This window comes from Sphingomonas sp. RS2018 (genome assembly GCF_054489605.1).
Window position 1 is genome coordinate 385816 of record NZ_JBTMWL010000001.1, and the last position, 25662, is coordinate 411477.

A 25662-nucleotide genomic window follows, 5' to 3' on the forward strand; every position below is an offset into this window, starting at 1 on the left:
CTCAGCCCAGCCGGCGCAGCAGGCCCTTCTTCAGCCGGTCGTGCGCGGACTTCTTGATCTGGCACACGCGCGCGGCGCCGACGCCGATGACCTGGCCGATTTCCTCCAGGTTCAGTTCCTCGACGTAATAGAGCTGGATGACCATCTGCTCGCGTTCGGGCAGGTCGGATATCGCGCCGATCAGCGCGTCGCGCTGGTCGCTGTCGGCCAGCTGGTCGAACGGCGACGGATCGTCGGACATGAACCACGGGCCGGTGTCGGTGTAGACGTCGTCGACGCTCTCGAACCGGATCGCCTCCGCCGTCGCATAGTCGGTGCGCAGCTTCTCCAGCGTCACGCCCAGCCGTTCGGCGACCGCCAGATCGTCGGGCCGCTTGCCGCTGCCGTCGGTCAGCGCGGCGACGGTATCCTGATACAGCCGGCGGCGCTTCATCGCGCCGCGCGTCAGCGTCGCTTGCCGGCGCAGCTCGTCGATCATGCTGCCGCGCAGGCGGGTCAGCAGATATTGCTCGAACGTCACCTGCCCGCGATCCTCGAAGGCGGCGACCGCCTCGACCAGCGCGACCAGGCCGATCTGGACGAGATCCTCGACCTCGACGATCCCGCTCATGCTGCCATGGACGTGCCAGGCGACGCGGCGGACCATCGGCATGTGCTTGCGCACCAGAACCTCGACGTCGCTGCCGGCGCGCGGGCGCGGGGCGTAGGTGAGCGGGGTGCCGGCCTCGGGCACGATGCGCTGGTGGAAGCTCATGCTGCCAGCGCTTCCGGCGCGCCGATTACGGCGACGACCTCGACCGACTTGTCCTCTGGCACTTCGAAGAAGCTCATGACGGGGGTATCCGGTAGAACGGTTTTGACCAGCTTGCGCATCGCGAGGCGGATCGCGGGCTGAACGACGAGGGCGAAGGGCTTGGCCTCCGCCACGAGGGGGGCCGCGGCGCGCTGCATCGCATCCACGATGCGGCGGCCGAGGTCGGGTTCGATGGCATGGCGGCGCGCGGGATCGGAGCGCACGGCCTGGCCGAGCAGCGCCTCGAGCTGGCCTTCCAGCGTCATCACGCGCAGCGGCTCGCGCACGCCACACAGCTTCTGGACGATCAGCGCGCCGAGTTCGGGACGAATCGCCTCGATCAGCTCCTCGGCGGTGCCGACCTGTCCGGCGGATACCGCGATCGCCGCGGCGATCCGGCGGAATTCCTTCAGCGGAATGCCTTCGGCCAGCAACCCGCGCAGAACCTGCGTCAGCACCGTCAGCGGCACCGGATTGGGGCATAGCGCGGCGACCAGTTGCGCGGCGCGTTCCTTCAGTCCGTCGAGCAGCGACTGGACCTCGTCCGGGCCGAGCAGGTCGGCGGCGTTGGTCAGCAGCTGCTGGTTGAGATGCGTCGCGACGACGGTGCCGGGATCGACGACCAGATAGCCGGCACCCGTCGCGGCATCGGCGTCGGCGGGCGCGATCCAGATGGCGTCAAGGCCGAACGTCGGATCCTTGGCACTCTTGCCGGGGACGTGACCAGCGGCCTGGCCGGTATCGAGCGCCAGCATCTCGTCGGGCGACACCTGATCCTCGCCGACGACGACGCCGCCGATGACGATGCGATAGGTATAGGGGGGCAGGTTGATGTCGTCGCGCACGCGTACCTGCGGCACCACGAAGCCCAGATCCTTCGACAGCTGGCGGCGCACGCCGGTGATGCGGCCCATCAGCGGGCTGCCCTTGCGCTCGTCGACCAGCGGCACGAGGCCGTAGCCGATGTCGAGCATCACGTGGCACGTGTCGCCGACCTCGTCCCAGCCGATCTTCGACAGGTCGGTCGGCTCCGCCGGGGCGGGGGCATCGACGACCACGGGGCGATCGGCGGTCTTCTTCATGCGCCATGCGGCGTAACCCGCGGCGCCGGCCATCGGCAGGATGATGAAATGCGGCATGCCCGGCATCATGCCCAGCAGCGCCAGGATGACCGCGACCGGCATCCAGGTACGATGGCCGATGAACTGGCTGCCGATCTGCCCGGCGAGATCGTGGCTGGAGGTGACGCGGGTGACGATCGCGGCGGCGGCGATCGACAGCATCAGGCCGGGCAGCTGCGCGACGAGCGCGTCGCCGATGGCGAGCAGGACATAGGTCTGCGCGGCTTCGCCCACCGCCATCTTGTGGCTGACGACACCCAGGATCAGCCCGCCGACGATGTTGACGGCCAGGATCAGCAGGCCGGCGACGGCATCGCCCTTCACGAACTTCGACGAACCGTCCATCGACCCGTAGAAATCGGCCTCGGTGCCGACGTCGATGCGCCGCTGGCGCGCCTCGTCGGGGGTCAGCAGGCCGGCGTTCAGGTCGGCATCGATCGCCATCTGCTTGCCGGGCAGCGCGTCCAGGGTGAAGCGCGCCGACACTTCGGACACGCGGCCCGCACCCTTGGTCACCACGATCAGGTTGATGATGATGAGGATCGCGAAGACGAACAGGCCGACGACATAGTCGCCGCCGATCAGGAAGGTGCCGAACGCCTCGATCACATGGCCCGCCGCCGCCTCGCCCTCATGCCCGTGCACCAGCACGACGCGGGTGGAAGCGACGTTCAGCGACAGGCGGAACAGCGTGGCGAACAACAGCACCGTCGGGAAGGACGAGAAGTCGAGCGGCTTCTGCGCGTTCAGCGCGACCATCAGGATCGCCAGGCTGATGACGATGTTGGTGATGAAGAAGATGTCGAGCAGGAACGCCGGGATCGGCACGACCATCAGCGCGACGAGCATCAGCATCGCGGCCGGCAGCGCGGCGCCGCGGGCGAAGGGCAGCGCCTTCGACTGGAAGGTGGTGGCGGCCATCGTCAGACGTTCCCGCCGAGACGGGTGAGCATCATATAGGCGAGCCGGGCGTTGTCGGGGCTGGGACGCAGCAGCGCCGAGGTGGTCGGCGCGGTGCGGTTGCCGCCGAACTGCGCCAGCGTGGACGCGAGCCAGTTGCGGTCGCCCCCGCTTGCTTCGCTGCCCAGCACGACTTCGGTGTCGCCATCCATCTTCAACGCATCGACCACACCGCTGGCGAGGCCGGTCGCGCCGACCGAGGCCGCGCCCTTGTCGAGCTTGGCGGTGAAGCGCGAATAGACTTCGCCGAGCGAGCGCGCCGAGCCATCTTGCGCGTAGAAGACGTTGCGATTGGCGCGTGCGGCGTCGGGGAACATCGCGGCGGCGGAGCGATCGGCATTCGCCTCCATCGCGCCCAGGAACTTCTTGGCGCCGCCCAGGCCCAGGAAATGCGCCATGTAAAGGTCGGTGCCGGTGACGTCGCGGTCGAGCTTCGCCGACAGCGCATCCTTGTTGTCCGACGCATGTTCGGCCGCCATGAGCGACGAGGCGGCGGGATCGTTGCGCAGGTTCAGGATCGCGCGGCGCGCGGCGGGATCGGACACGACGTACTTGCCCGACGCGGTCTGGGAGATGCTGTCGGCGGCCCAGCCCATGCCATGTTCGCTGCCATGGCTCTTCACCACGCCCAGCCAGCTCTGCTCGATGAACTGATAGAGGCCGGTCGCCGACGACGTGCCGGCACGCGCGCTGGCGTTCAGGCCGCTTTCGACCTGCGCCTGTCCCAGCAGATAGTTGAAGTCGATTCCGGTACGCGACGAGGCGAGCTGTATGGCGTTCTGCACACCGCTCAGACGTTGGATGTTGGCGACGGACATCGAAAACCTTGCGTGAAACCCTTGGTCGAAGGGATATCAGCAAGAGACGTGCCAGATTGGGCCGTCAGCGACGCGTTGGAGCGAAGGCGGACGGGTGCGCGCTATGCCAGCGCCGCATTCCCCTGCGGCCGATACGACTGCGCCCCCGAACCGGCAAGAACCTGCAGGCGACGGCGGACGTTTGCCGCCATCAGGTTGACGTAGATGCGGCAGGTTTCGTTCAGGCGGTGCGCCTCGCGGGCCAGTTCGTCCATCTCTCGGGTCGGGGCCTCGTCGGTCGCGCGGGCGACCTGGTCGATGCGGGTCAGCTTGGCCGATGTCGCGGCCTCCAGTGCGTCGATGTCGTTCGCCTTCAGCGCGGCGATCTCGGCGTGCAGCGCCTCGATCACGCCGATCAGCGCATCACGCCGGGTCATTCGGGTTCCATTCCAGCTTCAGCGCCAGCAACCGGTCGGCGATCGTCGCCGGGACCATCGGGAACTTGCCGTCGGCGATCGCCTTCTTGATCTTGGAAACGCGCTCCATATCGACCGGCGCGGCGGCGGCGGCGGGCCGGGTCAGCGCTTGCAGCGAGGTCGTGGCGCGCGTCGCTTCGGACTGCACCGGCGCCTGCACCGTCTGCACGGCAGACACCGGGGCGACCGGTTGGGGTCGCCTGTCGATGCTTGCAATGGCTTTGGGTCCGACTGGATCCACCATGCTAATCCGTCCTCGAATGGTTCGTCAGACGGGATAACGACCGTCACGCGGCCGGTTTAAGCGTTTTTTATTGCGACCATCCCGGAAGAGCGGCGCGACCCGTTTCCAGCGCCACCGCCTGGATCGGGGGCTTGGCGGGATCGACCTTTATCATCAGCCGCCCGCCGGCGGGGGCATCGCCCATCGCGACGCCGTCGCGCGTGATTGAGAAACCGGAGGATCCCGCCTCGACCGTCACGGCATCGCCGCGGCGGATAACGGGTTCGGCCTTGGCGACCGGGGCGGACGCGGCGGCGGCGGCCACGATGGGGCGCAGCGGCTGCGGCGGCAGCTTCACCGGCACATAGATCCGCCAGCGCGGGGCATCGCACGTCACCACCACCGCATCCTGATAGCTGCCGCGCCAGTCGAGCTGGGGCAGCGGGCAGCGCGCGAGCTTCAACCGGTTGTCCACTCGCGTGCGTGCGCCGCCATCCTCGCCGATCGCGTGACCGGTGAAGGCGGCGACGGCGACGTCGATCGCGGTCGTGTCCTGGAACTGCAGCTGCGCGGCGGCGGGCGGGCCGGCGAACACCGCAGCGGCGAGAAGGAATGGGCGGATCATCGGGTTTCCCCTGCGAAGGCGAGGTTGAGCTGGACCGACCGGCCGGCGCCGGGACGGGTATCGATCGACAGGCGCGCGGGCGGTACGACCTGCGCCAGCCGCACCGCGACGGCGCGCGCACGATCGGCGGCCAGGATCGCGGCGGAACCGGTGGCGGGGTCGGCTTCGCGTGGCTCGGTGCCGCCGGTGATGCGGATGACGGTGCGCGGATCGACGGTCGCCGCGCGCGCCCACGCGACGAAGGCATCGTCGGGGAGGGCGGCGGAGCCGAGCGCGAAGCCCGTCACGATCGTCGAATCCACCGCCATCGGAACGGACTTTTCCACGCCGAAGCCTTCGCGCAGGCCGCTGGCGATCTGGTGGCCGTCCAGCGCGCGGTTGGCCTGAAGGAAGACGAAGAAGCCGACGAGCAACAGCATCAGGTCGGCGAGCGTCACCACCCAGATCGGGCGACGCGGTTCGTCGTCGAGGATGTCGATGCCGATCATGCCGCCATGCCTTCGCGCGTCGTGCGCGGCGCCTCGCGCGCGGCGAGAATGGCGAGCGGCAGCACCAGCCGGCCGCGTTCGATAAATTCCGCGCGCGCCAGTCGCTTCAGTCGCGCCGCGATGGGCAGGCAGACGAGATTGCCGAGCAGCGCGCCATATAGCGTTGCCAGCACCGCCACCGCCATCGCCGCGCCGATCACGGCGGGATCGGTCATCGCGGTGAACAGGCGGACCAGGCCGATCAGCGTGCCGACCATGCCCATCGCCGGGGCGAATTCGGCCGCCGCCGCCCACATGTCGGCGGCCGCGCGCTGACGTTCATACCGTGCGGTACGCGCCTGATCGATGCGCGCGCGAATCTCCACATCTTCGACGCCGTCGACGATCCCGGCGATCGCCTGCGCCACATCGGCATCGCGGATCACCGAACGGTCGAGCTGCATCACGCCGTGACGCGCGGAGATGCGGGTCAGCGCCTCCACCTGCATCACCAGCGCATCCGCCACGAACGGGCGCCGGCCGATCACGCGCAACGCGGACAGCCCACGCAGCAGGTCGCCTGACGGCGTCCGCAACAGGGTTGCGATCGCGGTGCCGCCGATCACGATGGCGGCGGCGGCGGGGTCGAGGAAGGGGGCGAGGGCGCTTGTCATCGCGCGAGCCTCTGCAAGGGGTGTGCCACCCGCGTGACGGTACGCATATCACTCCCCGTTCGCCCTGAGCTTATCCAAGCCTGTCCTGAGCGACTGCTGCGGGCAGTCAGTCGAAGCGGGCTGCTTTTCTTCGTGCCGCAAGGGCGTGGGCAGTAAGAAGTGCGGGGCTTCGACAAGCTCAGCCCGAACGGTGTTGGGGTACGCCGCTCCACCCCGGCAACGCACTGCCGAAACCGGCAATCGCTTGCCGCTTCCGTCTGCCGCATCCGGCAAGGCGGGTGATCCGGGGCATTTGGCACGGCCATTGCAAAGCGGTTCTCGTACTTTCAGGCGACACGAGGTTGCGATGGCCGAAGACAGTCTTTTCGGGGTTCATGGAACGGCACTGGCCGTGCGCTCGCAGCGCATGGGGCTGCTCGCGTCGAACATCGCGAACGCGTCCACGCCGGGCTACAAGGCCAAGGACGTCGACTTCGCCGCCGCGCTGCGCTCGGCCGAAACCGGCTCGGTCGACGGCGGCATCGCGCAGAACACGAAGTTCCGCGTGCCGCTGCAGATGAGCATGGACGGCAACACCGTCGAGCTTGCGACCGAACAGACCGCCTTCGCGGAGAACGCCGTCGCCTATCAGACGACGCTGTCGTTCCTGAACGGGCGCATCTCCACCATCACTCGCGCGCTGAAGGGGGAGTAAGCCGACATGGCCGACGCTCCGATGAACATCTTCCAGGTCTCCGGTCGCGCCATGTCGGCGCAGCTGGTGCGGATGAACACCACCGCCTCGAACCTGGCGAACGCCGGCGGCGTCGCCTCGTCCGCGCAGGCGGCCTACCGCTCGATCAAGCCCGTCTTCCGCACGCAGTTCGATGCCGCTTCCGGCATGTCGAGCGTCAATGTCGAGCGGATCGTGACCGCGGGCGAAGAGCCGACCAAGCGCTACGATCCCGGCAATCCGATGGCGGACAAGGACGGCAACGTCTTCGAAAACGCCGTCGATGAAACCCGCGAGCTCGTCGACATGATGGAGAGCGCGCGCACCTACCAGAACAATGTCGAGGTCATGCAGACGGCGAAGTCGCTGATCGTCGATACCCTCAAGCTGGGACGCTGATAGATGGGTACTACCACCTCCTTAGACGACACGCTCTCGAAACTAGGCATCGCCCGGTCGGGTGCGACGAAGAACACCTCGACCACCGCGACGCCGAGCAAGGGCCTGAGCGAGATGGGCCCGGGCGACTTCATCGCACTGCTGACCGCGCAGATGAAGAACCAGGACCCGTTCGAACCCGTCGACAACACGCAGATGGTTGCCCAAATGGCGCAGTTCTCGTCGCTGTCCGCCACCACGGAGATGTCGTCGACGCTCAAGACCATCGCGTCGAAGCTGTCGCAGACCGGGGCCGGCGACGCCGTGTCCTATGTCGGCAAGACCGTGCTGACGGAAGGCGCAACCGCGTACACGCGCAGCGCGGGCGGTTTCACCGGCGGTGTCGAGCTGGATGCCCCGGCATCCAGCGTCGAGCTGACCATCAAGGACTCCTACGGCACCGTCGTCCGCACCGTCGATCTCGGCGCGCAGGCGAAGGGTACCGCATCCTACGACTGGGACGGCTCGCTGGAAGACGGCGGCACGGCCGGTACCGGCCCGTTCACGGTCAGCGCGACCGCGAAGGACGCCAGCGGCGCTGCGATCAACGCCCGCACGCTCGTCTGGGCGCCGGTCTCCTCCGTCTCAATGCCGACGGGAGCCGACCCGGTGCTGACCGTCGCCGGCGTCGGCCAGATCCCGACCACCGCCGTCCGCGCCATCGCCTGATTCCACCGATCTAACGACTTCACGCAAAGGAACCTCACATGTCCTTCTACACCTCGCTTTCCGGCCTTCAGGCGTCGCAGACCGAAATGGCGACGATCTCACACAACCTCGCCAACGTCTCGACCAACGGCTTCAAGAAGAGCCGCACCGAATTCGCCGACGTCATGGCGACCAGCGTGTCGGTGTCGCCGACCCAGATGATCGGTTCGGGCACGGTCGTGAAGGCGATCCGCCAGCAGTTCGGCCAGGGCGGTTCGCAGCAGTCGACCAACGCCCTCGACATGATGATTTCGGGCGAGGGCTTCTTCGCGGTGAAGCCGGACCTGACCTCGGCGAAGGTCGCGTTCACGCGCAACGGCGGGTTCGCGGTCGATGCCGACCGTTATGTGACCGACGCGAACGGCGGCCATCTGCAGGTCTATCCGGTCGACGGTTCGGGTACGGTCGTCGCGACCGGCCTCGATTCGACGATCAGCCTTCGCCTGCCCGCAACCAGCGGCACGCCGGCCGCGACCGAGAAGGTGACGCTCGCCATCAACCTGTCGGCCAATGCGACCGTGCCGAAAAGCAATCCGATCTTCTCGGGCACGAACACCTATGCCTTCGACCGGTTCAATCCGGCGACCTACAACAACTCGTCGCAGACCACCGTGTACGACGCGGTCGGCAACGCGATGACGATGACCAACTATTACGTCCGCGACAGCATCTCGACCGGCGTCAGCACGTCAAGCGAGTGGCAGGTCTACACCTTCATCGGCGACCAAGCGATGACGCCGCAGGGCGGTACCAGCCCCAGCACGCTACGCTTCGATTCGGTCGGGTCGCTGACCGCACCGTCCGCGCCGATCCAGTTCGAGGCGTTCACGCCCGGCGGCTCGACCGTCGCGCAGCAGGTGACGCTCGACTTCACCAACGGCACGACGCAGCTCGGCCAGCCCTATGCCAAGCTCGGCGAGACGCAGAACGGCCGGGCGGTCGGCCAGCTCGAGGGCGTCAGCGTCGGCGAGGACGGTATCGTCCGCGCCAGCTTCTCGAACAGCGACGTGCAGCCGCTGGGCAAGATCGTGTTCGCGAACTTCTCGAACGCGTCCGGCCTGCGCCAGCTCGGCGGCAGCTACTGGAGCCCGACCGGCGTTTCGGGCGAGCCGCGTCTCGGCGAACCCGGCGCCAACGGTTTCGGCAAGCTGATGACCGGTGCGATCGAGCGGTCGAACGTCGATATCACCGAGGAACTGGTCGGGCTGATCGCGGCCCAGCGCAACTTCCAGGCGAATGCGAAGGCGCTCGATACGTCGAGCCAGATTTCGCAGACCATCCTGAACATCCGCAACTGATCGATCCGGCGCAGGAGGCGTAAGCCATGGACCGTCTGGTCTATACCGCCCTGTCGGGGCTCAAGGGGCAGATGTCGGCGCAGGCGTCGATCGCGAACAACATCGCGAACGCGTCGACGACCGGCTTTCGCGCCGAACGGGTCACCTTCCAGCAGATGATGCTGAAGGGGGGCGAAGGCTTCGCCAGTCGTGCGCCGTCGTCGGAGGAGGTGATCGACGCCGATCGCCGCGCCGGCACGATCAACGCGACCGGTCGCTCGCTCGACATCGCGATCCCCGGTGCCGCCTGGATGGCCGTCCAGGCCACCGACGGGACCGAGGCCTACACCCGGCGCGGCGATCTTCGCATCACCGACACCGGCGTGCTGGAAACCGGTGACGGTTTCCCGGTGATGGGGTCGGGGGGCCCCATCACCGTCCCGCCCGCGCAAAGCGTGCAGATCGCCGGCGACGGCACGATCAGCATTCAGCCGATGGGCGCCCCCGCCGGCGCGCCGATGCAGACGATCGATCGCATCCGCCTGGTCAGTGCCGAGGGCACGCCGACCTCGAAGGGGCTCGACAATCTGCTGCGCGTGAAGGGCGGCGGCGTGCTGCCCGAAGATCTCTCGGCCGAAGTCCAGTCGGGCGCGCTCGAGGGATCGAACGTCAACCTGACCGCGGCGCTGGTCGACATGATCGAGAACCAGCGCAGCTACGAAGTGCAGGCCAACCTGCTGAAGGAGGCCAAGTCGATGGACGAAGCCTCCGCCTCGCTCATGCGCCTGCCGGCATAAAGGATCAGACCAATGGGTTCCTCCGCTCTCCACATCGCCCGCACCGGCATCGACGCGCAGGATACGCGCATGCGGGTGATTTCGAACAACCTCGCCAACGTGAACACCACCGGGTTCAAGAAGGACCGGGCGGCGTTCGAGACGCTGGCCTATCAGGTCGTCACCGCGCCCGGCGCCGCCTCGACATCCGAGACGCGCTACGCCACCGGCATGAATCTCGGCACCGGCGTGCGCGTGCAGGGCACCGCGCGGATCGAGACGCAAGGCTCGGCGCAGCAGACCGGCAACAGCCTCGACCTGATGCTCGACGGCGAAGGCTATTTCCAGGTGCAGCTGCCCGGCGGGCAGCTCGGCTACACCCGTGCCGGCAACTTCAACCGCTCGCCAGAGGGGATGCTGGTCACGTCCGAGGGTTATCAGGTGATGCCCGGCATCACCGTGCCCGAGGGCACGACGTCGATCACGATCGGCGCGGACGGCACCGTATCGGCCTCGACCCCCGGCCAGTCCGCCGCGACCGAGGTCGGCCAGATCCAGGTCGCGACCTTCGCCAACCCGGCTGGGCTGCAGTCGACCGGCGACAACTACCTTATCGAGACGGCGTCATCCGGTGCCGCCGGTGTCGGTGCGCCAAACCAGGACGGCCGCGCGCGCGTGCGCCAGGGCATGCTCGAAAGCTCGAACGTCAACGTCGTCGAGGAGCTGGTCGACATGATCGAGACCCAGCGCGCGTACGAGGTCAATTCAAAGATGATCTCGGCCACCGACGAGATGTTGAAATACGTTAACCAAAATCTGTGATGATGACCATCATGCGATTCGTCACCACACTCCTGATCGGCGCCGCGCTCGTCAGCCCGGCGCATGCCGGTATCTTCGGCAAGAAGAAGCCGTCGGCACCGCCGCCCGAATATCGGTCGGTCTACGCGGCCCCGGCCGCACCGCCGCCTGCGCCCGCCAACGGCGCGATCTTCCAGGTCGCGAACGGCTATGGCGGCCTGTACGAGGGTACGCGCGCCCGCGCGGTCGGCGATCCGCTGACGATCGTGCTGGTCGAACGGACGAGCGCGTCCAAGTCCGCGGGCTCCAAGCTCGATTCGGGCGGCGGCTTTGGCATCACCCCTCCAACGACCGGCCCGCTCAACCTGTTCGCGCCGACCGACATCGGCATGAGCGGCAAGCGCAATTTCGGCGGCACCGGCACCGCCGACCAGTCGAACGCGCTGTCGGGTGAAGTCAGCGTGACGGTGGCGGAGGTGCTGCCCAACGGTACGATGATCGTGCAGGGGCAGAAGACGGTGACGCTCAACCGCGGCGACGAATTCGTCCAGATCCGCGGCCTCGTCCGCCCCGCCGACATCGACCGCGATAATCGCGTGCTGTCGACCCGCGTGGCCGATGCCAAGATCGCCTATACCGGCCGCGGGGATGTCGCGCGCGCCAGCCGCCAGGGCTGGTTCAGCCGCTTCTTCCAGTCCGTCAGCCCGTTCTGAGGATGCCCATCATGTTCCGCCGCTTCCTCATCGCCGTTGCCGCACTGCTCGCCGCCGCGCCGGCGCACGCCGATCGCATCAAGGATCTGGGCGCCTTTCAGGGCATCCGCACCAACCAGCTGACCGGCTACGGCGTCGTCGTCGGCCTGCCCGGCACGGGCGACGACAACCTCGAGTACACCGTACAGTCGGTGAAGGGCATGACCTCGCGTCTTGGCCTGCAGCTGCCGGCGGGTGCCAATCCGGGGCTGAAGAACGCCGCCGTCGTCATGATTACGGCCGAGCTGCCCGCTTTCGCCAAGCCGGGGCAGAAGCTCGACATCACCGTGTCGTCGATGGGCAAGGCCAAGTCCCTGCGGGGCGGCACGCTGATCCTGTCGCCGATGTACGGAGCGGACGGTCAGATCTATGCGATGGCGCAGGGCAATCTGGCGGTCGGCGGCCTGGGTGCCGAGGGCGCCGACGGTTCGAAGATCGTCGTCAATATCCCGTCGTCGGGCCGCATCCCGGAGGGTGCGACCGTCGAGCGGGCGGTCGACACCGGCTTCGCCAGCGCGCCGACGCTGACCTTCAACCTGGCGCGTGCCGACTTCACCACCGCGCAGAACGTCGCGGGCGCGATCAACGCGCGCTACGGTGCAGGTACCGCGCGCGCGCTGGATGCCGTGTCGATCGCGGTCGCCGCCCCCGCCGGCGCCGACGTCCGCGCGACCGCGATGAGCGGCATCGAGAACCTCGAAGTGAACTCCGCCGAAGCCGCCGCGAAAGTAATCGTTAATGCCCGGACCGGAACGGTCGTTATCAATTCTGCGGTCCGGGTCAGCCCGGCCGCGGTGACGCATGGCAAGTTGACGGTCCGCATCGACGAAGCACAGCGCATCTCGCAGCCGGCACCCCTGTCGCAGGGGCAGACGGCGGTCGAGCAGCGCAGCGCGGTCGGTGTCGACGAGGAGAAGCGCCCGATGTTCCTGCTGGCCCCCGGCCCCAAGCTGTCCGACGTCGTAAAGGCGGTGAACGCCATCGGTGCGTCGCCGGCCGACCTTGTCGCGATCCTCGAGGCGCTGAAGGAAGCCGGCGCGCTGAAGGCCGAGCTGATCGTCCTGTGACGCAGATCGCCGCGCCCTCCACGCCGCTCGTCGGCTCCGCCGGTGGCGTCGCGAACGATACGTCGCGCCTCGCGTCGTCGGGCAATCTCGAGAAGGCGGGCCAGCGGTTCGAGGCGATCTTCACCGGCATGATGCTGAAGTCGATGCGCCAGGCCAAGCTGGGCGACGGCCTGTTCGACAACAAGGCGGGCGAGCAGTTCCGCGACATGTTCGACAGCCGCATCGCCGAGAGCATGTCGGTCAGCGCCCCGATGGGTATCGGCAAGGCGATGACGGAATTCCTGTCGCGCAGCCAGCCGGCGGTCGCCCCGACCGATGCGGGGGGTGACGGGGCATGAGCGATCTGTTCGCCATCGGCTACAGCGGCGTGCGCGCCTATCAGTCGGCGCTGGGCACCACGTCGGAGAATATCGCGAACGCGGCGACGCCGGGGTATTCGCGGCGATCCGCCGTCATGACCGAAGTGTCGGCGCTTAACAGCATCGCACTGGGCCAGACCACCAACCTCGTCGGCAACGGGGTCGCGGTGAACAGCCTCGCCCGCTCCGCCGACCAGTACAAGATCGCCGACGTTCGCAGCGCGGGCGCCGATCTGGCCCGCACCGAAACCGGCATCGTTTGGCTGGAGCGGATCGAAGGCGCGTTGACCGCCAACCGGCTCGACGAGCGGATGACAGCGTTCTTCAACGCGGCGCAGGGCGTCGCCGCCGATCCTTCGGCCACTGCGCCGCGCACGGTGATGATCGAAGCGGCGACGACGCTCGCCAACGCCTTTACCGGCACGGGCCAGACGATCGACACCGCGACCGAGAATCTGAAAGCCAGCGGCGCCGACGCCGCGTCGCGGCTGACCGACCTGTCAGCCAGTCTGGCGCGCGTCAACGCGAGTCTGACCCGCGTCACCCCCGGCTCCACCCAGCAGATGCAGGCGCTCGACCAGCGCGACCAGCTGCTCGAATCGATGAGTGCGCTGGTCGACGTCAGCGTCGATACCGACACCTTCGGTCGCGCGACCGTGCGCGCGGGCGGTACCACCGGCCCGGTGATCGCCGATGCCGATGGTTCCGCCTTCGTCGGCTTCACCACTAACACCAGCGGCGCCGTCGCCTTCGTCGCGAAGCGCGGCACCGCAAGCGATGTCGTCCCGATACACGGCGGCGTCTTTGCTGGCGTCGCCGATGGCGCGGCACGTCTCAGCGGCGTGCGCGGCGCGCTGAACGACATCGCCACGCGGTTCACGACCGCGGTCAACACCGCGCAGGGCAACGGCCGCACGCTCGACAATACGCCGGGCGAGCCGCTCTTCGCCACCGGTGGCACGCCGACCGACCTGCGCGTCGCGATGACCACCCCGCGCGGCATCGCCGCCGCCGCGATCGGCGAGGGCACGCGCGGGAACGGCAACCTCGCCGCGCTCGCCTCGCTGCGCACCACCGGTAAGTTCGAAAGCGGTGTTACCGACATCGTCACCGCCAATGCCGCCGCGCTGTCGGCGCGCAGCGACGTCGCCAGCGCGCAGACCTCGATTCGCGACGCCGCCGTCGCGTCGGCCAGCGCGGTCAGCGGCGTCGATATCGACGAGGAAGCGGTGAACCTGATCCGCTTCCAGCAGGCCTATCAGGCGTCGAGCCGCGTCATTCAGGTCGCCCGCGACGTTCTGCAGACGATTATCGATATCCGCTGAGGACATAGCAGTCATGCGCATCTCCACCGAGCAACGCTTCGACCGCGGGTCGCAGGCCATGCGCACGCTGTCGGCGCAGGCCGATACGATCCAGGCGCAGATCTCGTCGGGCAAGAAGCTCGCCGCGCCGTCGGACGATGCCGCCGCCTATCGCCAGCTGACGACGATCAAGCGGTCCGCGACCGACGACAGCCGCAACGCCGCTAACGTGTCGCTGGCCAGCGGCCTGCTCGACGCGGCGGACACTACGCTGAGCGGTGTCGAATCGCAGTTGCAGTCGGCCAACGAACTGGCGCTCCAGGGTGCGAACGGCACGTTGACCACCGATCAGCGCAAGGTGATCGCGACCCAACTCGATTCGATCATCGCCGATCTCGTCCGGCTGGCCAACACCACCGATTCGCGCGGCGCCGCGTTGTTCAGCGGTGCGAACGATACGCTCGCCTACAAGCTCAATCCCGACAACAGCGTCACCTATCTGGGCACCGGCGAATCCTCGCCGATCCCGATCGGGCAGGGCGGGTCGGTGCAAGCGACCGACAGCGGCGCGCGCACCTTCGCCGTCACCACCGCTGCAGGGGCGACCGACATCTTCGCCGTCCTAAAATCTGCCGCCGATAACCTGCGCGCGGGTGGCGACGGTGGCACGGCGGTCGCCGACATCAAATCGTCGTTGAACGCGGTGGGCGATGCCCGCGCCTCGGTCGGCGCGCGCGGCGCCCGGCTGGAACTGGAAGCCGCCCGGCTTGACGAAACGAAGATGGCGCGGGAGAGCAAGCGCAGCGCGCTCGAGGATACCGATCCGTACGAGGCGTATGCCGCAATGCAGAAGACGCTGAGCGTCCTGAGTGCGACCCAGGCGAGCTTCACCAAGCTGACCCAGCTGTCGCTGTTCGATTATCTGAAATGATCGGCGCGTGGTGCGGCCGGGATTAACCAAATCCCCACTTCGCACCCTTAAGATCGGCTCCGTAGCGGCGCCTCTTTCTCGACCCGGCGCTAAAGGGACTCGATCGTCACATGTTTCCTGTCATCGGCCTCGTCGTCCTGTTCGGCATGGTGTTCGGCGGTTTCGCCTTCACCGGCGGCGCGCTCGGACCCGTCATGCATGCCGTCCCGCACGAGATGCTCATCATCGGCGGCGCCGCGGTCGGCGCGCTCATCATCGGCAATTCGGGCAAGGAGCTGAAGGCGCTGGGCGGCGGTGTCGCCAAGGTGTTGAAGGGGCCGAAGTACAAGAAGCAGGATTATCTCGACGTCATCTTCCTCGTCAGCAAGCTGATGAAGATGCTGCGCACCGACGGCCCGATCGCGCTGGAGCCGCATGTCGAGGATCCGAAGTCGTCGGCCGTCTTTGCCGAATATCCGCGGCTCGTCGCCGACCATACGCTCATCAACCTGATCGCCGACACGCTGCGCTTGGTCGTGGTGTCGTCGGGCACGCTCGACGTGCATGCGGTCGAAGAGGTGATGGACAATGCGATCAAAACCCACCACCACGAGGTGCAGGGACCGCAGGGGACGCTGACGTCATTGGGCGACGCGCTGCCCGCGCTCGGCATCGTCGCCGCCGTGCTCGGCGTGGTTAAGACGATGGGCTCCATCGACAAGCCGCCGTCGATCCTGGGGGGCATGATCGGCTCGGCGCTGGTCGGCACCTTTCTCGGCGTGCTGCTCGCCTATGGCATCGTCGCCCCGCTCGCCAACCGGCTGCAGCAGGTGATCGATGCCGACGCCGCCATCTATCATGTGGTGAAGCAGATCATCATCGCGTCGCTCCACGGCCACCCGCAGCCGCTGGTTATCGAAGCCGCGCGCTCGGGCATCGCCCACCATAACCAGCCCGGCTTCGCCGAGGTGTTCGACGGCCTGCGCGGGCGGTGATCGTGGACGCGATTCTACTTCCCGCTGGCGGAGCGCTGTAGATGGCCGCCGCACGCGCACCCCACGGCAACAACCAGCCGCCCAAGATCGTCATCGTCAAGAAGATCATCGCGGACGGGCACGGCGGCCATCACGGCGGCGCGTGGAAGGTCGCCTATGCCGATTTCGTGACCGCGATGATGGCGTTCTTCCTGCTGCTGTGGATTCTTGGCGCCACTACCGAGAAGCAGCGCAAGTCGATCGCCGATTACTTCACGCCGACGCTGGTCGAGATGAAAAAGAATTCGGCCGGCTCGAACGGCATTTTCGGCGGCTCGTCGATCACCGACAAGGACAATTACCCGCACAAGGCGCAGCAGACCGGCACGCGTTCGCTCACCATCCCGGCGGGCGCTTCCGGTGGTGCCAAGGAAGGCTCGGGCGACAAGGGTTCGCTCAAGACGCTGGCGACCCGCGCCGAGGATGCGAAGACGTTCGGCCAGATGAAGCGCCGGCTGGAGGCGCAGATCGCGTCGAACGCCAAGCTCGCGAAGCTTGGCAAGCACGTCCGCTTCGTGATGACGACCGACGGCATGCGGATCGATCTGGTCGACGACGCCGATTATTCGATGTTCGCGCTCGGCACGACCAGCCTGGTGCCGGAGGCGTCGAGCCTGATCGGGCTGGTCGCCGACGCGGTGCGCGGCACGCCCAACCCGATCATGATCCGCGGCCATACCGACAGCCTGCCGTACGGCGACCCGCGCGCGATGAACAACTGGATGCTGTCCTCTAGCCGCGCCGAGGCCACGCGCCGCCGGCTGGCGTCGGGCGGGGTCGGCGAGGCGCGGTTCGAACGGATCGAGGGCGTCGCCGATCGCGAACCGATCATCGCCGCCAACCCCGCCGACCCGCGCAACCGCCGCGTCGCGATCACCCTGCTCTATCGCGCGGGCACATTCGGGTCCTAATCAGCCGTAGCGCACCACCCGCGCGCGGCTGAGCATCCGGTCCTCCAGCGAATAATAGAGCGAGACGCCGTCTCCCTCGACCACCGTCGATGCGGCGAACGCGATGTCGACCGCGCTCCGATCCCGTGCCGGCGGCGGCATCAGCAGCGGCTCGATCCCGCGCCCGGTGACGCGCGAATAGTCGGGCGCAAAGCTGACCCACCCGATCCGCCAGCGTGCATCCGGTGTCGCGCCGTTGTAGAACATCACCGGGTCTTCGCCCGGCCAGGCGCAGATCGGCCCGGTCGACAGATGCCAAGTGTCCCAGCCGTCCTCCCGGACCGAAAAGGGATCGTCCATCGGATGCCATTCGTCGCCCAGGTCTTGCGCGTACGCCATGCCGATGCGCGATGCGCCACCCGCGGCATATTCGTAGAACAGCCGCCAGTCTCCGGCGGGACACCGGACCAGCGTCGCTTCCTTGATGTTGCCCTCGCCCGGCGGCGCTCGTAGCAGCACCGATCGTTTCTCCAGCGCGTCGAGCCGCCGCCCCGTGGCGGCGAGCAGCGACCCTTGCGCGCGGGCGCCGTCCACGCCGGTATAGAAGATCGTATAGCCGTCCTCGCCCACGACAACGGTCGGGTCTTCGCAGCCGCCGTCGTCGGCCGCATCGGGCGCGCCACCCGGTACGATCGACAGGTAAGGATCGACGCGGAAGGTCAGGCCGTCGCGACTGGTCGCCGCCGCGATGAGGCCGGTCGGGTCGGTGGCGCCCAGCGGATCTGGCACGCCGCGCACCAGCATCCGGTACAGCCCGCCTTCGCACCAGACATAGGGGCTCATCAGGTCCATGCCGGCCAGTGGCGAACCGTCTTCGATATCGACCGCGTCGATCCCCTCGACGACATAGGCGACCATGTCAGGCGCCCTGCGCGATGACGAGCGACAGCGCACCGTCGATGGTGACGGTCGTGCCGGTGATGTAATCGGCCGCGTCCGACAGCAGGAACGCGACCAGCGCCGCGACCTCGTCCGCGCGACCCGCCCGGCCCCAGGGGATCGCCGCTTCCTTCTGCTTTCGCACGGACTCGTCGTCGACCGCGGTTGCATTCATCGGCGTCAGGATCATGCCCGGCGCGACGCCGTTCACCGCGATCTTATGCGGCGCCAGTTCCAGCGCCAGCGTGGCGGTCAGCTGGGCGAGACCACCCTTGGCCGAATCATAATCGACGCCGCCTGCACGGGGCGCGCGTTCGTGGATCGAACTGATGTTGACGATGCGCCCGCCGGTGCCCGCGGCCTCCAGCCCGCGTGCGAAGGCGCGGCATGTCAGGAACGGCCCGTACAGGTCGGATCGCACGACGCGGTCGAATTGCGCGAGCGGCATATCGACCAGCTTCACCCCACTCATGTTCAGCCCCGCGGAATTGACCAGCCGGTCGGGCGTGCCGAACGTATCCTGCGCCGCGTCGAACAGTGCCTCGACCGCCGCCTCGTCGCCGACATCGCACTGCACGTACCGCGCCCGATCCGGGCCGCCCGCCGCCGCCGCGACCCGCTCGGCGGCATCGCGATCGGTGTGATAGGTCAGGACGACGCGCATACCCGCCGCCGCCAGCGCGGCGACGCACGCCGCTCCGATGCCCGATTCGCCGCCGGTGACGATCGCAATTCCATTGTCGCGCATGTGGTCCTCTTCGGACCGGCAAGCGCATGAGGCGGATGGCGGTTCCCGGGAGGATCCGGAGCGGCCCGCACGGGGGCATCGCCTTATCTATTTCAGAAGAGTGGTGCGGCCGAGAAGACTCGAACTTCCACGGGCTTTCGCCCACAACGACCTCAACGTTGCGCGTCTACCAATTCCGCCACGGCCGCACGTGAGACCATCGACGGCTGCCGATGGCTGGTAAGGCGAGCGCCACTAGCAACTCCGATGGATGCTGGCAATGGCGCTTCGTCGCGGGGCGTCGCTTACTTCGCCAGCCCCTTGGCGAAGCTCAGCTTCAGCATCTTGGAATTGGCCGGCACGTCGGTCCGCCCGCTGGTGAAGGCGACCGCGGCATTGGGGGCGAGCGTCCGTGTGCCGGGCGTCACGCTCCACTGATAGACGGTGCGGTTCTGGGTATCGCGCAGCTCGACGACGACGTCGGGCACGCGCTGGGTCGACCCGGTGGGGTTTACCACCTTGCCTGACACCACGAACAGCTCGCCCGCGCGGCCGCGGTCGCGCCGCTCGATCGCCTCGTCGACGAAGCGCAGCGGCGTCACCGTCGGCCCGATCGGCAGGCCCAGCTGCGCGGCGATGCCCGGCGCCCCCGAATAGAGGATCGCCCCCGCGCCCAGCATCATCGAACAGCCGGCGACCACCGCCGCCGCCGTCCAGCGCTTCGTCGGGTTGCGGGTGATGCCGAACGGCGGGCGATGCGCGAAGGCGTCATAGGCGGGACGCGGCTTGCTGTACGCCTCGTCCTCATAGGTGCGCACCTCCGGCGGCGCTTCCCCGACGGGCGAGTCCGTTTCCGGTGCAGCCTCGGGGGCTTCCGCCGCGACCGGTGCTTCCGGCACCTCGATCCGGTCGCGCGACGATAGGTCGAGCAGCGCGGGCGCCTGATACCAGCTGTGCCGGCAGCTGGCGCAGCGCACGGTGCGCCCTTCGGCGCCGATCGCGCTGTCGGGAACCAGATAGCGGGCACCGCACGCCGTACATTCGAGGATCATCGGGCCTGTCCGGTCAACGGGCGCCTTCGCACCCGGATAGCATGAACGTGAATCTAAGCACGCGGGCGAGTCGCAGGCAAGGGCTCCGTGCCGCTTGAGCAGGCTCCCGCGGTGTGCGATGCCGGCCAGCCGCAACGAAGCGCAAAGGCTCGCCCGACCCGACATGGCGAACATCGTCCAGTTCGAGAATGTCGGCCTGCGCTATGGCACCGGGCCGGAGACGCTGTCCGACGTCAGCTTCACGCTGGCGCGCGGCGCCTTCTATTTCCTGACGGGCGCCAGCGGGGCGGGCAAGACCTCGCTGCTGAAACTGCTGTACCTCGCCCAGCGACCCACGCGCGGCATCATCCGCCTGTTCGGCGAGGATGCGGTGACGATGCCGCGCGATCGCCTGCCGGGCTTCCGGCGGCGCATCGGCGTCGTCTTCCAGGACTTCCGCCTGATCCCGCACCTGTCGGCGGCGGACAATATCGCGCTGCCGCTGCGCCTGTCGGGCGTGCCCGAGGCCGAGATCGACGAGCCGGTGCACGAGATGCTGGCCTGGGTCGGCCTGCGCGATCGCGCCGGCGCGCGCCCGCCGACGTTGTCGGGTGGCGAGCAGCAGCGCATCGCCATCGCCCGCGCGGTCATCACCCGGCCCGAGATCCTCGTCGCCGACGAACCTACCGGCAACGTCGACCCGGACATGGCGGAACGGCTGATTCATTTGTTCGAAAGCCTCAATCGCCTCGGCACCACCGTCGTCGTCGCGACGCATGATTTCCAGCTGATCCAGAGCGTCGGCGCGGCCGACATGCTTCGCCTGGATCGCGGGCGGCTGGTCGAACCCGCCGATCCGCGGCACGCCCCGCTGCGGGGGGGCTGAGCCGGTGGCCGACGATTCCGCCATGCCGCGCCGGCCCCGTGGCCGCGCCGCCACGCGTCGCATGTTCGACGACGGGCGGCGGACGCGAGCGATGCAGTGGGTGATGGCGATCATGCTGTTCCTGACGGTGCTCGCCGCGGCGCTGGGGCTGGCGACGCTGCATGCGGGCACCAGTCTCGACGGTCAGCTCGCCGGGCGGCTGACGGTGCAGGTGCTGCGTGCCGACGATGCGGCGGTCGCGCGGATCGTCGACCGGGTGCGCGGCGTGTCGGGCGTGCGGCGCGTGGCGGCGGTGCCGCGCGCGGAAATGGCGGAGCTGCTGCGCCCGTGGCTGGGCGATGCCGGGCTGGATCCCGACCTGCCGATGCCGGCGATGATCGACGTCGACCTGACCGATGGCACCGATGCCACGGCCGGCCGCGCCGTCGCCGGCATCCGCGCCGCCGTGCCGGGCGCGCAGGTCGACCGCAATGCGCGCTGGCTGTCGCCGGTGCGCGATTTCATCGCGTCGATCTCCTGGCTGGCCGGCGGGCTGGTGCTGCTGATGGCGACGGCGACCTCGGCGATCGTGCTGCTGACCGCGCGATCGGGCCTCGACACACATCGCGACACCATTGCCGTGCTGCACATGCTCGGCTCCACCGATGTGCAGATCGCGCGGCTGTTCCAGCGGCGCATCGCGCTCGACACGCTGACCGGCGGTGCGATCGGTGCGGTCGTGGCGGCGGGGGCGGTGATGCTGATCGGCGGACGGGTTGCGGCGCTCGACAGCGCGGTGACGGGTGGGGCGACGCTGACCGCGCTCGACTGGGGGCTGCTCGCGCTCTTGCCGCTCGTCTTCGCGCTGCTGGCGACGATCGCGGCGCGGGTCGCGGTGCTCGGCGCATTGCGGCGCGTGCTGTGAGGGTGTCGCGCCTGCTCGCGATCGTCGCGCTCGCCTATCTGCTGGGGTTCGCCGCCTTCATGCTCAGCCTGCGCCGCGCGCCCGATCCGCGCACCACCGACGCCATCGTCGTGCTGACCGGCGGAGCGGGGCGCATCCCGCACGGGCTGGCCCTGCTGCGCAAGGGTGCGGCGAAGCGCATGCTGATCTCGGGCGCGGACCCCAGCGTCCGGCCGAACGAACTGGCGGCGGAATACAAGGTGCCGCGCCGCCTGTTCGCCTGCTGCATCGATCTCGGCACCGAGGCGGTCGACACCCGCTCCAACGCCGACGAGACGACGCGCTGGATCCGCGAGCGCGGCTATCGCTCGGTGCGGCTGGTCACTGCCGAATGGCACATGCCGCGGGCGCGGATGGAGCTGGCGCGCGTGCTGGGCGACGATGTCGAAGTCATCGGCGATCCGGTGCAGAGCAATGCGCCGTTCGGCATGATGGTGCGCGAATATAACAAATACCTCGTGCGGCGCGTGGCGCTGTGGATCGGATACGCATGATCGCGACGCTCAGGACCTGGCTGTTCAACCTGGCCTTCTTCGGCGGATCGGTGGTGATCGTGCTGCTGGCGCCGGTCGCGGCACTCGTCGGGGCGCCGGCCTTGCGCTGGTGGGTGGTGTTCTGGACCCGCTACCACCGTTTCTGCGCCCGCTGGGTGCAGGGGGTGCGGGTCGTCGTCGGCGGCACGATCCCGACGACGCCTGCGCTCTACGCCGGCAAGCATCAGGCGATGTTCGAGACGTTCGAGATGGTCGCCCTGCTCGACGCCCCCGTCATCGTGTTGAAGAAGGAACTGGCCGAGATCCCGGTGTGGGGCTGGGCGGCCAAGCGCTACGGCATGATCGTGGTCGACCGCGAAGGATCGTCGGCGGCGCTGCGCCAGATGATGCGCGATGCGCAGGCGGCCGCGGAAAGCGGGCGATCGGTGGTAATCTTTCCAGAGGGCACCCGCGTGCGCCCCGGCGAGACGCCGCCCCTCAAACCCGGCTTCGCCGGCCTGTACCGCGCGCTCGGCCTGCCGCTGGTGCCGGTCGCGATCGACAGCGGGGTCGTCTGGCCCAAGCACGGGGCGAAGCGTTCGGGCGTCATCCGCTTCGCGTTCCAGAAGGCGATCCCGCCGGGGCTGAACCGTCGCGAGGTCGAGCCGATGGTGCATGCGGCGATCAACGTACTGGAGCCGCCGCCCCGTCAGTGATCCGATCGCCCGAAGTCGGGCCGGGCGTCGTCCTGGCCCTGTTCGATGATCGAGCGGCGCACCGCGCGGGTGCGGGTAAAGGTGTCGAACAGCTGGTCGCCCTTGCCCCAGCGGATGGCGCGCTGCAGCTCGGACAGGTCCTCCGAAAAGCGCTGGAGCATGTCGAGCACCGCCTCGCGGTTCGACAGGAACACGTCGCGCCACATCGTCGGGTCGGATGCGGCGATGCGGGTAAAGTCGCGGAATCCGCCGGCCGAATATTTGATGACCTCGCTCGACGTCACCTCTTCGAGATCGGAGGCGGTGCCGACGATGGTGTAGGCGATCAGGTGCGGCAGGTGGCTGGTGACGGCCAGCACGCGGTCGTGGTGATCGGGCGCCATGACGTCGATGTCGGCACCCAGCCGCCGCCAGAACTCGGCGACCCGCTCGACGGCGAGCTCGGGCGTGCCCTCGGGTGGGGTCAGGATGCACCAGCGCTTGTGGAACAGCGCCGCGAAGCCTGCCTCCGGCCCGCTCTTCTCGGTACCCGCGACCGGGTGCGCCGGGACGATCGTCACGCCCGGCAGCGCGGCGGTGAGCGCGGCGACCACGCTTTCCTTGCAGGATCCGACATCGCTGACGATCGCTTCGGCCGGCAGGTCGGCGGATAGCTCTGCCGCGACCGCGCCCATCGCGCCGACCGGCACGCACAGGATGACGAGGTCGGCGTCGATCACGGCGGCCCCGACATTGTCGGCGACATCGTCGACCAGGGTGATCGCCCGCGCCGTCTCGCGCACGTCCGGATCGGCATCGAACCCCGACAGGGCGACGCCCGGCATCGCCGCGCGCACGCCGCGCGCGATCGACGACCCGATCAGGCCCAGCCCGACGATCGTGACCCGCGCGAACGGCAGCATCAGCCGGTCTGCTCGGTCAGGGTGCGCAGCGCCGCGATTACGCCGCGCGTCTCGTCCTCGGTGCCGATGGTGATGCGCAGACCCTGCGCCAGCCCCTGGTTGGGTAGCCAGCGGACGATATAGCCCGCGTCCATCAGCCCCTTGTAGGCGGCTTCGGCGGTCAACGCCCCCTCGAACACCACCAGCACGAAATTGGCCTGGCTGGGGATCGCGCGCAGCCCGGCGTTGCCGAGCTTGCCGATCTCGTCCGCGAACCATGCGCGCCACGTCGCATTGTGCTCGCGCGCGTGATCGACGAACGCCATGTCGCCGAGTGCTGCGATGGCGGCGGACTGGCCGGCTATGGTGATCGAGAAGGGCAGGCGAATGCGGTGCATCGCCTCGATGATCGCGGCCGAGGCATAGCCCCAGCCTATACGCTCGGCGGCGAGGCCGTACATCTTCGAGAAGGTGCGCGTGACCAGCACATTGGGGGCCTCGGCGGCCAGCGCCATGCTGCCGTCGTCGCCGTTCTCGTCGAGATATTCGGTATAGGCGCAATCGAGCACCAGCAGGATATCGCCGCGCAATCCCGCGTGCAGCCGCGCGATCTCCTCGCGGGTCGCATAGGTGCCGGTCGGATTGTTCGGGTTGGCGACGAACACGATCTTCGTGGCCGGCGTCACCGCAGCCAATATCGCGTCCACGTCGGTCGCGTAGTCCTGGTCGGCGGCGACGACCGGCGTTGCGCCGACGCGGCGCGTCGCGATCTCGTACACCGCGAAGCCGTAGCGGACATGGATGATCTCGTCGCCCGGTCCGGCGAAGGCGCCGGCGACGAGGTGCAGCACCTCGTCCGACCCGTTGCCGTAGATGATGCGCGCGGGATCGAGGCCGTGCTTCGCGGCCAGTGCCTCGCGCAGGTCGGCTGCGCCGGCATCGGGATAGCGCTCCAGCGAGTGCGCGGCGGCGGCGAAAGCCTCACGCGCGGCGGGGCTGGTGCCGAGCGGATTTTCGTTCGACGACAGCTTGGCGACCTTGCGCCCGTCGTCGGTCGTGCTGCGCCCCGGCACATAGGGGGCGATGCCCATGATCCAGGGCTTCGGCTGCGGTGCTGTCGTCATGCGCGCGGCTATGCGCGGCGACGGTTGCGCTTGCAAGGCGCAGGGGCTCGGGCGGTGGCTGGTCGTAGACGTTCGCCAGGGGAGTGCGGCCGAACTCGCCGGTATGAGCAGATCGGCCAGGAGACCAAAAGCGACCGAAACGCGTCGAATTCGTCCCCTGTCGTCGCTTTTGTCAACTTTGTCGCTTTTGCGCGGCGATCAGCCGACGCCGCGGCGCAAAGGCAGGTCCGGCCGGTCATGCGAAGGAATCAAGCAGATCGGCGCGATGTAGGAAAGCGCCGAACGACCCGGCGACGTTCCGACGTCCCGTTCAAGTCCCATCCACTGTCACCCCCGCGGAGGCAGGGGGCAATTCTGGCTGGCCCGCGGAACAACGACCGGGGTCAGCCAGACATCATTACCGCCTTCGCGGAAATGCGGGTCAGCCGTTACTCGTAATCGCCGCCGACGTTGGTGTTGCGCGGCGGGGCGGCGGCGGTGAGGCGGAGCGCTTCGGCCGATGCGGCCAGCGAGCCGATCTCGTCCGGGGCTTCCTCGTCGTCGACCTGGACCTTCTGCAGGCTGGCGACGGCCGATTCGGCCAGGTTCGCCGGGGTCACCGTCTGCTCGGCGATCTCGCGCAGCGCGACGACCGGATTCTTGTCGCGATCGCGGTCGATGGTCAGCTCGGCGCCGCCCGAGATCTGGCGCGCGCGCTGGGCGGCCAGCAGCACGAGGTCGAAACGGTTCGGGATCTTGTCGACGCAATCTTCGACGGTAACGCGCGCCATGGGCGGTT

General features: G+C 68.4%; 31 protein-coding genes and 1 tRNA gene. 17 read left to right on the forward strand and 15 right to left on the reverse strand.

Annotated features, from left to right (window positions below):
* Nucleotide 1 precedes the first annotated feature (1 nt).
* From ACX40P_RS02005 to ACX40P_RS02040, 8 genes are all read right to left on the reverse strand, one after another.
* Nucleotides 2–754, reverse strand: a complete 753-nt coding sequence (locus ACX40P_RS02005) for a sigma-70 family RNA polymerase sigma factor (protein ID WP_459124615.1) — start codon at nucleotides 752–754, stop codon at nucleotides 2–4.
* Complete coding sequence (gene flhA / locus ACX40P_RS02010) at nucleotides 751–2835, reverse strand: flagellar biosynthesis protein FlhA (RefSeq protein ID WP_459124616.1); 2085 nt, start codon at nucleotides 2833–2835, stop codon at nucleotides 751–753. The genes ACX40P_RS02005 and flhA overlap by 4 nt, the downstream gene beginning before the upstream one ends.
* A gap of 2 nt (nucleotides 2836–2837) precedes the next feature.
* Nucleotides 2838–3692 carry a lytic transglycosylase domain-containing protein gene (locus ACX40P_RS02015; protein ID WP_459124617.1) on the reverse strand — a complete coding sequence of 285 codons (855 nt, stop codon included), beginning with the start codon at nucleotides 3690–3692 and terminating at the stop codon, nucleotides 2838–2840.
* Nucleotides 3693–3793: 101 nt separating this feature from the next.
* The gene (locus ACX40P_RS02020; protein WP_459124618.1) at nucleotides 3794–4108 is read right to left on the reverse strand and encodes a flagellar protein FlgN; all 315 of its coding nucleotides are present in this window, start codon (nucleotides 4106–4108) and stop codon (nucleotides 3794–3796) included.
* A complete protein-coding gene (gene flgM / locus ACX40P_RS02025; protein WP_459124619.1) occupies nucleotides 4095–4325 on the reverse strand; it encodes a flagellar biosynthesis anti-sigma factor FlgM in 231 nt (76 codons plus the stop codon). The genes ACX40P_RS02020 and flgM overlap by 14 nt, the downstream gene beginning before the upstream one ends.
* A 133-nt stretch (nucleotides 4326–4458) precedes the next feature.
* The gene (locus ACX40P_RS02030; RefSeq protein ID WP_459124620.1) at nucleotides 4459–4995 is read right to left on the reverse strand and encodes a flagella basal body P-ring formation protein FlgA; all 537 of its coding nucleotides are present in this window, start codon (nucleotides 4993–4995) and stop codon (nucleotides 4459–4461) included.
* Entirely contained in the window at nucleotides 4992–5483 is a 492-nt protein-coding gene (locus ACX40P_RS02035; protein ID WP_459124621.1) for a flagellar motor protein MotB, read from the reverse strand. Before ACX40P_RS02035 ends, ACX40P_RS02030 begins: the two co-directional genes overlap by 4 nt.
* Nucleotides 5480–6136 (reverse strand): motility protein A, encoded by a 657-nt coding sequence (locus ACX40P_RS02040; protein ID WP_459124622.1) that lies wholly within the window; start codon nucleotides 6134–6136, stop codon nucleotides 5480–5482. Before ACX40P_RS02040 ends, ACX40P_RS02035 begins: the two co-directional genes overlap by 4 nt.
* 346 nt (nucleotides 6137–6482) lie before the next feature.
* Between ACX40P_RS02040 and ACX40P_RS02045 the strand changes: the two genes are divergently transcribed.
* The 13 genes from ACX40P_RS02045 (at nucleotide 6483) to ACX40P_RS02105 (ending at nucleotide 17185) form a co-directional block, all read left to right on the forward strand.
* A complete protein-coding gene (locus tag ACX40P_RS02045) occupies nucleotides 6483–6830 on the forward strand; it encodes a flagellar basal body rod protein FlgB (protein ID WP_459124623.1) in 348 nt (115 codons plus the stop codon).
* Between the two features lie 6 nt (nucleotides 6831–6836).
* A complete protein-coding gene (gene flgC / locus ACX40P_RS02050) occupies nucleotides 6837–7247 on the forward strand; it encodes a flagellar basal body rod protein FlgC (RefSeq protein ID WP_459124624.1) in 411 nt (136 codons plus the stop codon).
* Nucleotides 7248–7250: 3 nt separating this feature from the next.
* Nucleotides 7251–7955 carry a flagellar hook assembly protein FlgD gene (locus ACX40P_RS02055; protein WP_459124625.1) on the forward strand — a complete coding sequence of 235 codons (705 nt, stop codon included), beginning with the start codon at nucleotides 7251–7253 and terminating at the stop codon, nucleotides 7953–7955.
* A 38-nt stretch (nucleotides 7956–7993) separates the two neighbouring features.
* Complete coding sequence (locus tag ACX40P_RS02060) at nucleotides 7994–9292, forward strand: flagellar hook protein FlgE (RefSeq protein WP_459124626.1); 1299 nt, start codon at nucleotides 7994–7996, stop codon at nucleotides 9290–9292.
* A 26-nt stretch (nucleotides 9293–9318) separates the two neighbouring features.
* Nucleotides 9319–10068 carry a flagellar basal-body rod protein FlgF gene (flgF, locus tag ACX40P_RS02065; protein ID WP_459124627.1) on the forward strand — a complete coding sequence of 250 codons (750 nt, stop codon included), beginning with the start codon at nucleotides 9319–9321 and terminating at the stop codon, nucleotides 10066–10068.
* Between the two features lie 12 nt (nucleotides 10069–10080).
* A complete protein-coding gene (flgG, locus tag ACX40P_RS02070) occupies nucleotides 10081–10869 on the forward strand; it encodes a flagellar basal-body rod protein FlgG (RefSeq protein WP_459124628.1) in 789 nt (262 codons plus the stop codon).
* The gene (locus tag ACX40P_RS02075) at nucleotides 10869–11561 is read left to right on the forward strand and encodes a flagellar basal body L-ring protein FlgH (protein ID WP_459124629.1); all 693 of its coding nucleotides are present in this window, start codon (nucleotides 10869–10871) and stop codon (nucleotides 11559–11561) included. The genes flgG and ACX40P_RS02075 overlap by 1 nt, the downstream gene beginning before the upstream one ends.
* 11 nt (nucleotides 11562–11572) lie before the next feature.
* A complete protein-coding gene (locus ACX40P_RS02080) occupies nucleotides 11573–12667 on the forward strand; it encodes a flagellar basal body P-ring protein FlgI (protein ID WP_459124630.1) in 1095 nt (364 codons plus the stop codon).
* Nucleotides 12664–13005 carry a rod-binding protein gene (locus tag ACX40P_RS02085; protein WP_459124631.1) on the forward strand — a complete coding sequence of 114 codons (342 nt, stop codon included), beginning with the start codon at nucleotides 12664–12666 and terminating at the stop codon, nucleotides 13003–13005. The genes ACX40P_RS02080 and ACX40P_RS02085 overlap by 4 nt, the downstream gene beginning before the upstream one ends.
* Entirely contained in the window at nucleotides 13002–14351 is a 1350-nt protein-coding gene (gene flgK, locus ACX40P_RS02090) for a flagellar hook-associated protein FlgK (protein ID WP_459124632.1), read from the forward strand. The genes ACX40P_RS02085 and flgK overlap by 4 nt, the downstream gene beginning before the upstream one ends.
* A 13-nt stretch (nucleotides 14352–14364) precedes the next feature.
* Nucleotides 14365–15261: a flagellar hook-associated protein FlgL gene (gene flgL / locus ACX40P_RS02095; RefSeq protein ID WP_459124633.1), complete on the forward strand. Its 897-nt coding sequence runs from the start codon at nucleotides 14365–14367 to the stop codon at nucleotides 15259–15261.
* Nucleotides 15262–15371: 110 nt separating this feature from the next.
* Nucleotides 15372–16235 (forward strand): flagellar motor stator protein MotA, encoded by an 864-nt coding sequence (motA, locus tag ACX40P_RS02100; protein ID WP_459124634.1) that lies wholly within the window; start codon nucleotides 15372–15374, stop codon nucleotides 16233–16235.
* A 41-nt stretch (nucleotides 16236–16276) separates the two neighbouring features.
* Complete coding sequence (locus tag ACX40P_RS02105; protein WP_459124635.1) at nucleotides 16277–17185, forward strand: flagellar motor protein MotB; 909 nt, start codon at nucleotides 16277–16279, stop codon at nucleotides 17183–17185.
* Here ACX40P_RS02105 and ACX40P_RS02110 read toward each other — a convergent pair whose 3' ends face one another.
* The 4 genes from ACX40P_RS02110 to ACX40P_RS02125 all read right to left on the reverse strand — a co-directional run bounded on the left by ACX40P_RS02110 (nucleotide 17186) and on the right by ACX40P_RS02125 (nucleotide 19882).
* A complete protein-coding gene (locus ACX40P_RS02110; RefSeq protein ID WP_459124636.1) occupies nucleotides 17186–18082 on the reverse strand; it encodes a glycoside hydrolase family protein in 897 nt (298 codons plus the stop codon).
* A 1-nt stretch (nucleotide 18083) separates the two neighbouring features.
* The gene (locus ACX40P_RS02115) at nucleotides 18084–18851 is read right to left on the reverse strand and encodes an SDR family NAD(P)-dependent oxidoreductase (RefSeq protein WP_459124637.1); all 768 of its coding nucleotides are present in this window, start codon (nucleotides 18849–18851) and stop codon (nucleotides 18084–18086) included.
* A 101-nt stretch (nucleotides 18852–18952) separates the two neighbouring features.
* A tRNA-Leu gene (locus ACX40P_RS02120) sits at nucleotides 18953–19039 on the reverse strand.
* A gap of 96 nt (nucleotides 19040–19135) precedes the next feature.
* Complete coding sequence (locus ACX40P_RS02125) at nucleotides 19136–19882, reverse strand: zinc-ribbon domain-containing protein (RefSeq protein ID WP_459124638.1); 747 nt, start codon at nucleotides 19880–19882, stop codon at nucleotides 19136–19138.
* A 163-nt stretch (nucleotides 19883–20045) separates the two neighbouring features.
* Here ACX40P_RS02125 and ftsE point away from each other — a divergent pair, with 163 nt between their 5' ends.
* From ftsE to ACX40P_RS02145, 4 genes are read left to right on the forward strand one after another with little or no spacing between them, the layout of a single operon-like run.
* Nucleotides 20046–20747, forward strand: a complete 702-nt coding sequence (gene ftsE / locus ACX40P_RS02130; protein WP_459125214.1) for a cell division ATP-binding protein FtsE — start codon at nucleotides 20046–20048, stop codon at nucleotides 20745–20747.
* Nucleotides 20748–20751: 4 nt separating this feature from the next.
* A complete protein-coding gene (locus ACX40P_RS02135; RefSeq protein WP_459124639.1) occupies nucleotides 20752–21651 on the forward strand; it encodes a cell division protein FtsX in 900 nt (299 codons plus the stop codon).
* A 59-nt stretch (nucleotides 21652–21710) separates the two neighbouring features.
* Nucleotides 21711–22184, forward strand: a complete 474-nt coding sequence (locus ACX40P_RS02140) for a YdcF family protein (RefSeq protein WP_459125215.1) — start codon at nucleotides 21711–21713, stop codon at nucleotides 22182–22184.
* Nucleotides 22181–22879 (forward strand): lysophospholipid acyltransferase family protein, encoded by a 699-nt coding sequence (locus tag ACX40P_RS02145; protein ID WP_459124640.1) that lies wholly within the window; start codon nucleotides 22181–22183, stop codon nucleotides 22877–22879. Before ACX40P_RS02140 ends, ACX40P_RS02145 begins: the two co-directional genes overlap by 4 nt.
* Here ACX40P_RS02145 and ACX40P_RS02150 read toward each other — a convergent pair.
* The 3 genes from ACX40P_RS02150 to rpoZ form a co-directional block, all read right to left on the reverse strand.
* Nucleotides 22873–23781, reverse strand: a complete 909-nt coding sequence (locus ACX40P_RS02150; protein ID WP_459124641.1) for a prephenate/arogenate dehydrogenase family protein — start codon at nucleotides 23779–23781, stop codon at nucleotides 22873–22875. The genes ACX40P_RS02145 and ACX40P_RS02150 overlap by 7 nt on opposite strands.
* Entirely contained in the window at nucleotides 23781–24884 is a 1104-nt protein-coding gene (gene hisC, locus ACX40P_RS02155; protein WP_459124642.1) for a histidinol-phosphate transaminase, read from the reverse strand. The genes ACX40P_RS02150 and hisC overlap by 1 nt, the downstream gene beginning before the upstream one ends.
* 428 nt (nucleotides 24885–25312) lie before the next feature.
* Entirely contained in the window at nucleotides 25313–25654 is a 342-nt protein-coding gene (gene rpoZ / locus ACX40P_RS02160; RefSeq protein ID WP_459124643.1) for a DNA-directed RNA polymerase subunit omega, read from the reverse strand.
* Between the last annotated feature and the right edge of the window lie 8 nt (nucleotides 25655–25662).

What these genes read in the sequence shown, in the direction of transcription:
- ACX40P_RS02005 (WP_459124615.1), bottom strand. Translation starts at nt 754, where the DNA reads ATGAGCTTCCACCAGCGCATCGTGCCCGAGGCCGGCACCCCGCTCACC.
- flhA (WP_459124616.1), bottom strand. Translation starts at nt 2,835, where the DNA reads ATGGCCGCCACCACCTTCCAGTCGAAGGCGCTGCCCTTCGCCCGCGGC.
- ACX40P_RS02015 (WP_459124617.1), bottom strand. Translation starts at nt 3,692, where the DNA reads ATGTCCGTCGCCAACATCCAACGTCTGAGCGGTGTGCAGAACGCCATA.
- ACX40P_RS02020 (WP_459124618.1), bottom strand. Translation starts at nt 4,108, where the DNA reads ATGACCCGGCGTGATGCGCTGATCGGCGTGATCGAGGCGCTGCACGCC.
- ACX40P_RS02030 (WP_459124620.1), bottom strand. Translation starts at nt 4,995, where the DNA reads ATGATCCGCCCATTCCTTCTCGCCGCTGCGGTGTTCGCCGGCCCGCCC.
- ACX40P_RS02035 (WP_459124621.1), bottom strand. Translation starts at nt 5,483, where the DNA reads ATGATCGGCATCGACATCCTCGACGACGAACCGCGTCGCCCGATCTGG.
- ACX40P_RS02040 (WP_459124622.1), bottom strand. Translation starts at nt 6,136, where the DNA reads ATGACAAGCGCCCTCGCCCCCTTCCTCGACCCCGCCGCCGCCGCCATC.
- ACX40P_RS02045 (WP_459124623.1), top strand. Translation starts at nt 6,483, where the DNA reads ATGGCCGAAGACAGTCTTTTCGGGGTTCATGGAACGGCACTGGCCGTG.
- flgC (WP_459124624.1), top strand. Translation starts at nt 6,837, where the DNA reads ATGGCCGACGCTCCGATGAACATCTTCCAGGTCTCCGGTCGCGCCATG.
- ACX40P_RS02055 (WP_459124625.1), top strand. Translation starts at nt 7,251, where the DNA reads ATGGGTACTACCACCTCCTTAGACGACACGCTCTCGAAACTAGGCATC.
- ACX40P_RS02060 (WP_459124626.1), top strand. Translation starts at nt 7,994, where the DNA reads ATGTCCTTCTACACCTCGCTTTCCGGCCTTCAGGCGTCGCAGACCGAA.
- flgF (WP_459124627.1), top strand. Translation starts at nt 9,319, where the DNA reads ATGGACCGTCTGGTCTATACCGCCCTGTCGGGGCTCAAGGGGCAGATG.
- flgG (WP_459124628.1), top strand. Translation starts at nt 10,081, where the DNA reads ATGGGTTCCTCCGCTCTCCACATCGCCCGCACCGGCATCGACGCGCAG.
- ACX40P_RS02075 (WP_459124629.1), top strand. Translation starts at nt 10,869, where the DNA reads ATGATGACCATCATGCGATTCGTCACCACACTCCTGATCGGCGCCGCG.
- ACX40P_RS02080 (WP_459124630.1), top strand. Translation starts at nt 11,573, where the DNA reads ATGTTCCGCCGCTTCCTCATCGCCGTTGCCGCACTGCTCGCCGCCGCG.
- flgK (WP_459124632.1), top strand. Translation starts at nt 13,002, where the DNA reads ATGAGCGATCTGTTCGCCATCGGCTACAGCGGCGTGCGCGCCTATCAG.
- flgL (WP_459124633.1), top strand. Translation starts at nt 14,365, where the DNA reads ATGCGCATCTCCACCGAGCAACGCTTCGACCGCGGGTCGCAGGCCATG.
- motA (WP_459124634.1), top strand. Translation starts at nt 15,372, where the DNA reads ATGTTTCCTGTCATCGGCCTCGTCGTCCTGTTCGGCATGGTGTTCGGC.
- ACX40P_RS02105 (WP_459124635.1), top strand. Translation starts at nt 16,277, where the DNA reads ATGGCCGCCGCACGCGCACCCCACGGCAACAACCAGCCGCCCAAGATC.
- ACX40P_RS02110 (WP_459124636.1), bottom strand. Translation starts at nt 18,082, where the DNA reads ATGGTCGCCTATGTCGTCGAGGGGATCGACGCGGTCGATATCGAAGAC.
- ACX40P_RS02115 (WP_459124637.1), bottom strand. Translation starts at nt 18,851, where the DNA reads ATGCGCGACAATGGAATTGCGATCGTCACCGGCGGCGAATCGGGCATC.
- ACX40P_RS02125 (WP_459124638.1), bottom strand. Translation starts at nt 19,882, where the DNA reads ATGATCCTCGAATGTACGGCGTGCGGTGCCCGCTATCTGGTTCCCGAC.
- ftsE (WP_459125214.1), top strand. Translation starts at nt 20,046, where the DNA reads ATGGCGAACATCGTCCAGTTCGAGAATGTCGGCCTGCGCTATGGCACC.
- ACX40P_RS02140 (WP_459125215.1), top strand. Translation starts at nt 21,711, where the DNA reads ATGCTCAGCCTGCGCCGCGCGCCCGATCCGCGCACCACCGACGCCATC.
- ACX40P_RS02145 (WP_459124640.1), top strand. Translation starts at nt 22,181, where the DNA reads ATGATCGCGACGCTCAGGACCTGGCTGTTCAACCTGGCCTTCTTCGGC.
- ACX40P_RS02150 (WP_459124641.1), bottom strand. Translation starts at nt 23,781, where the DNA reads ATGCTGCCGTTCGCGCGGGTCACGATCGTCGGGCTGGGCCTGATCGGG.
- hisC (WP_459124642.1), bottom strand. Translation starts at nt 24,884, where the DNA reads ATGACGACAGCACCGCAGCCGAAGCCCTGGATCATGGGCATCGCCCCC.
- rpoZ (WP_459124643.1), bottom strand. Translation starts at nt 25,654, where the DNA reads ATGGCGCGCGTTACCGTCGAAGATTGCGTCGACAAGATCCCGAACCGT.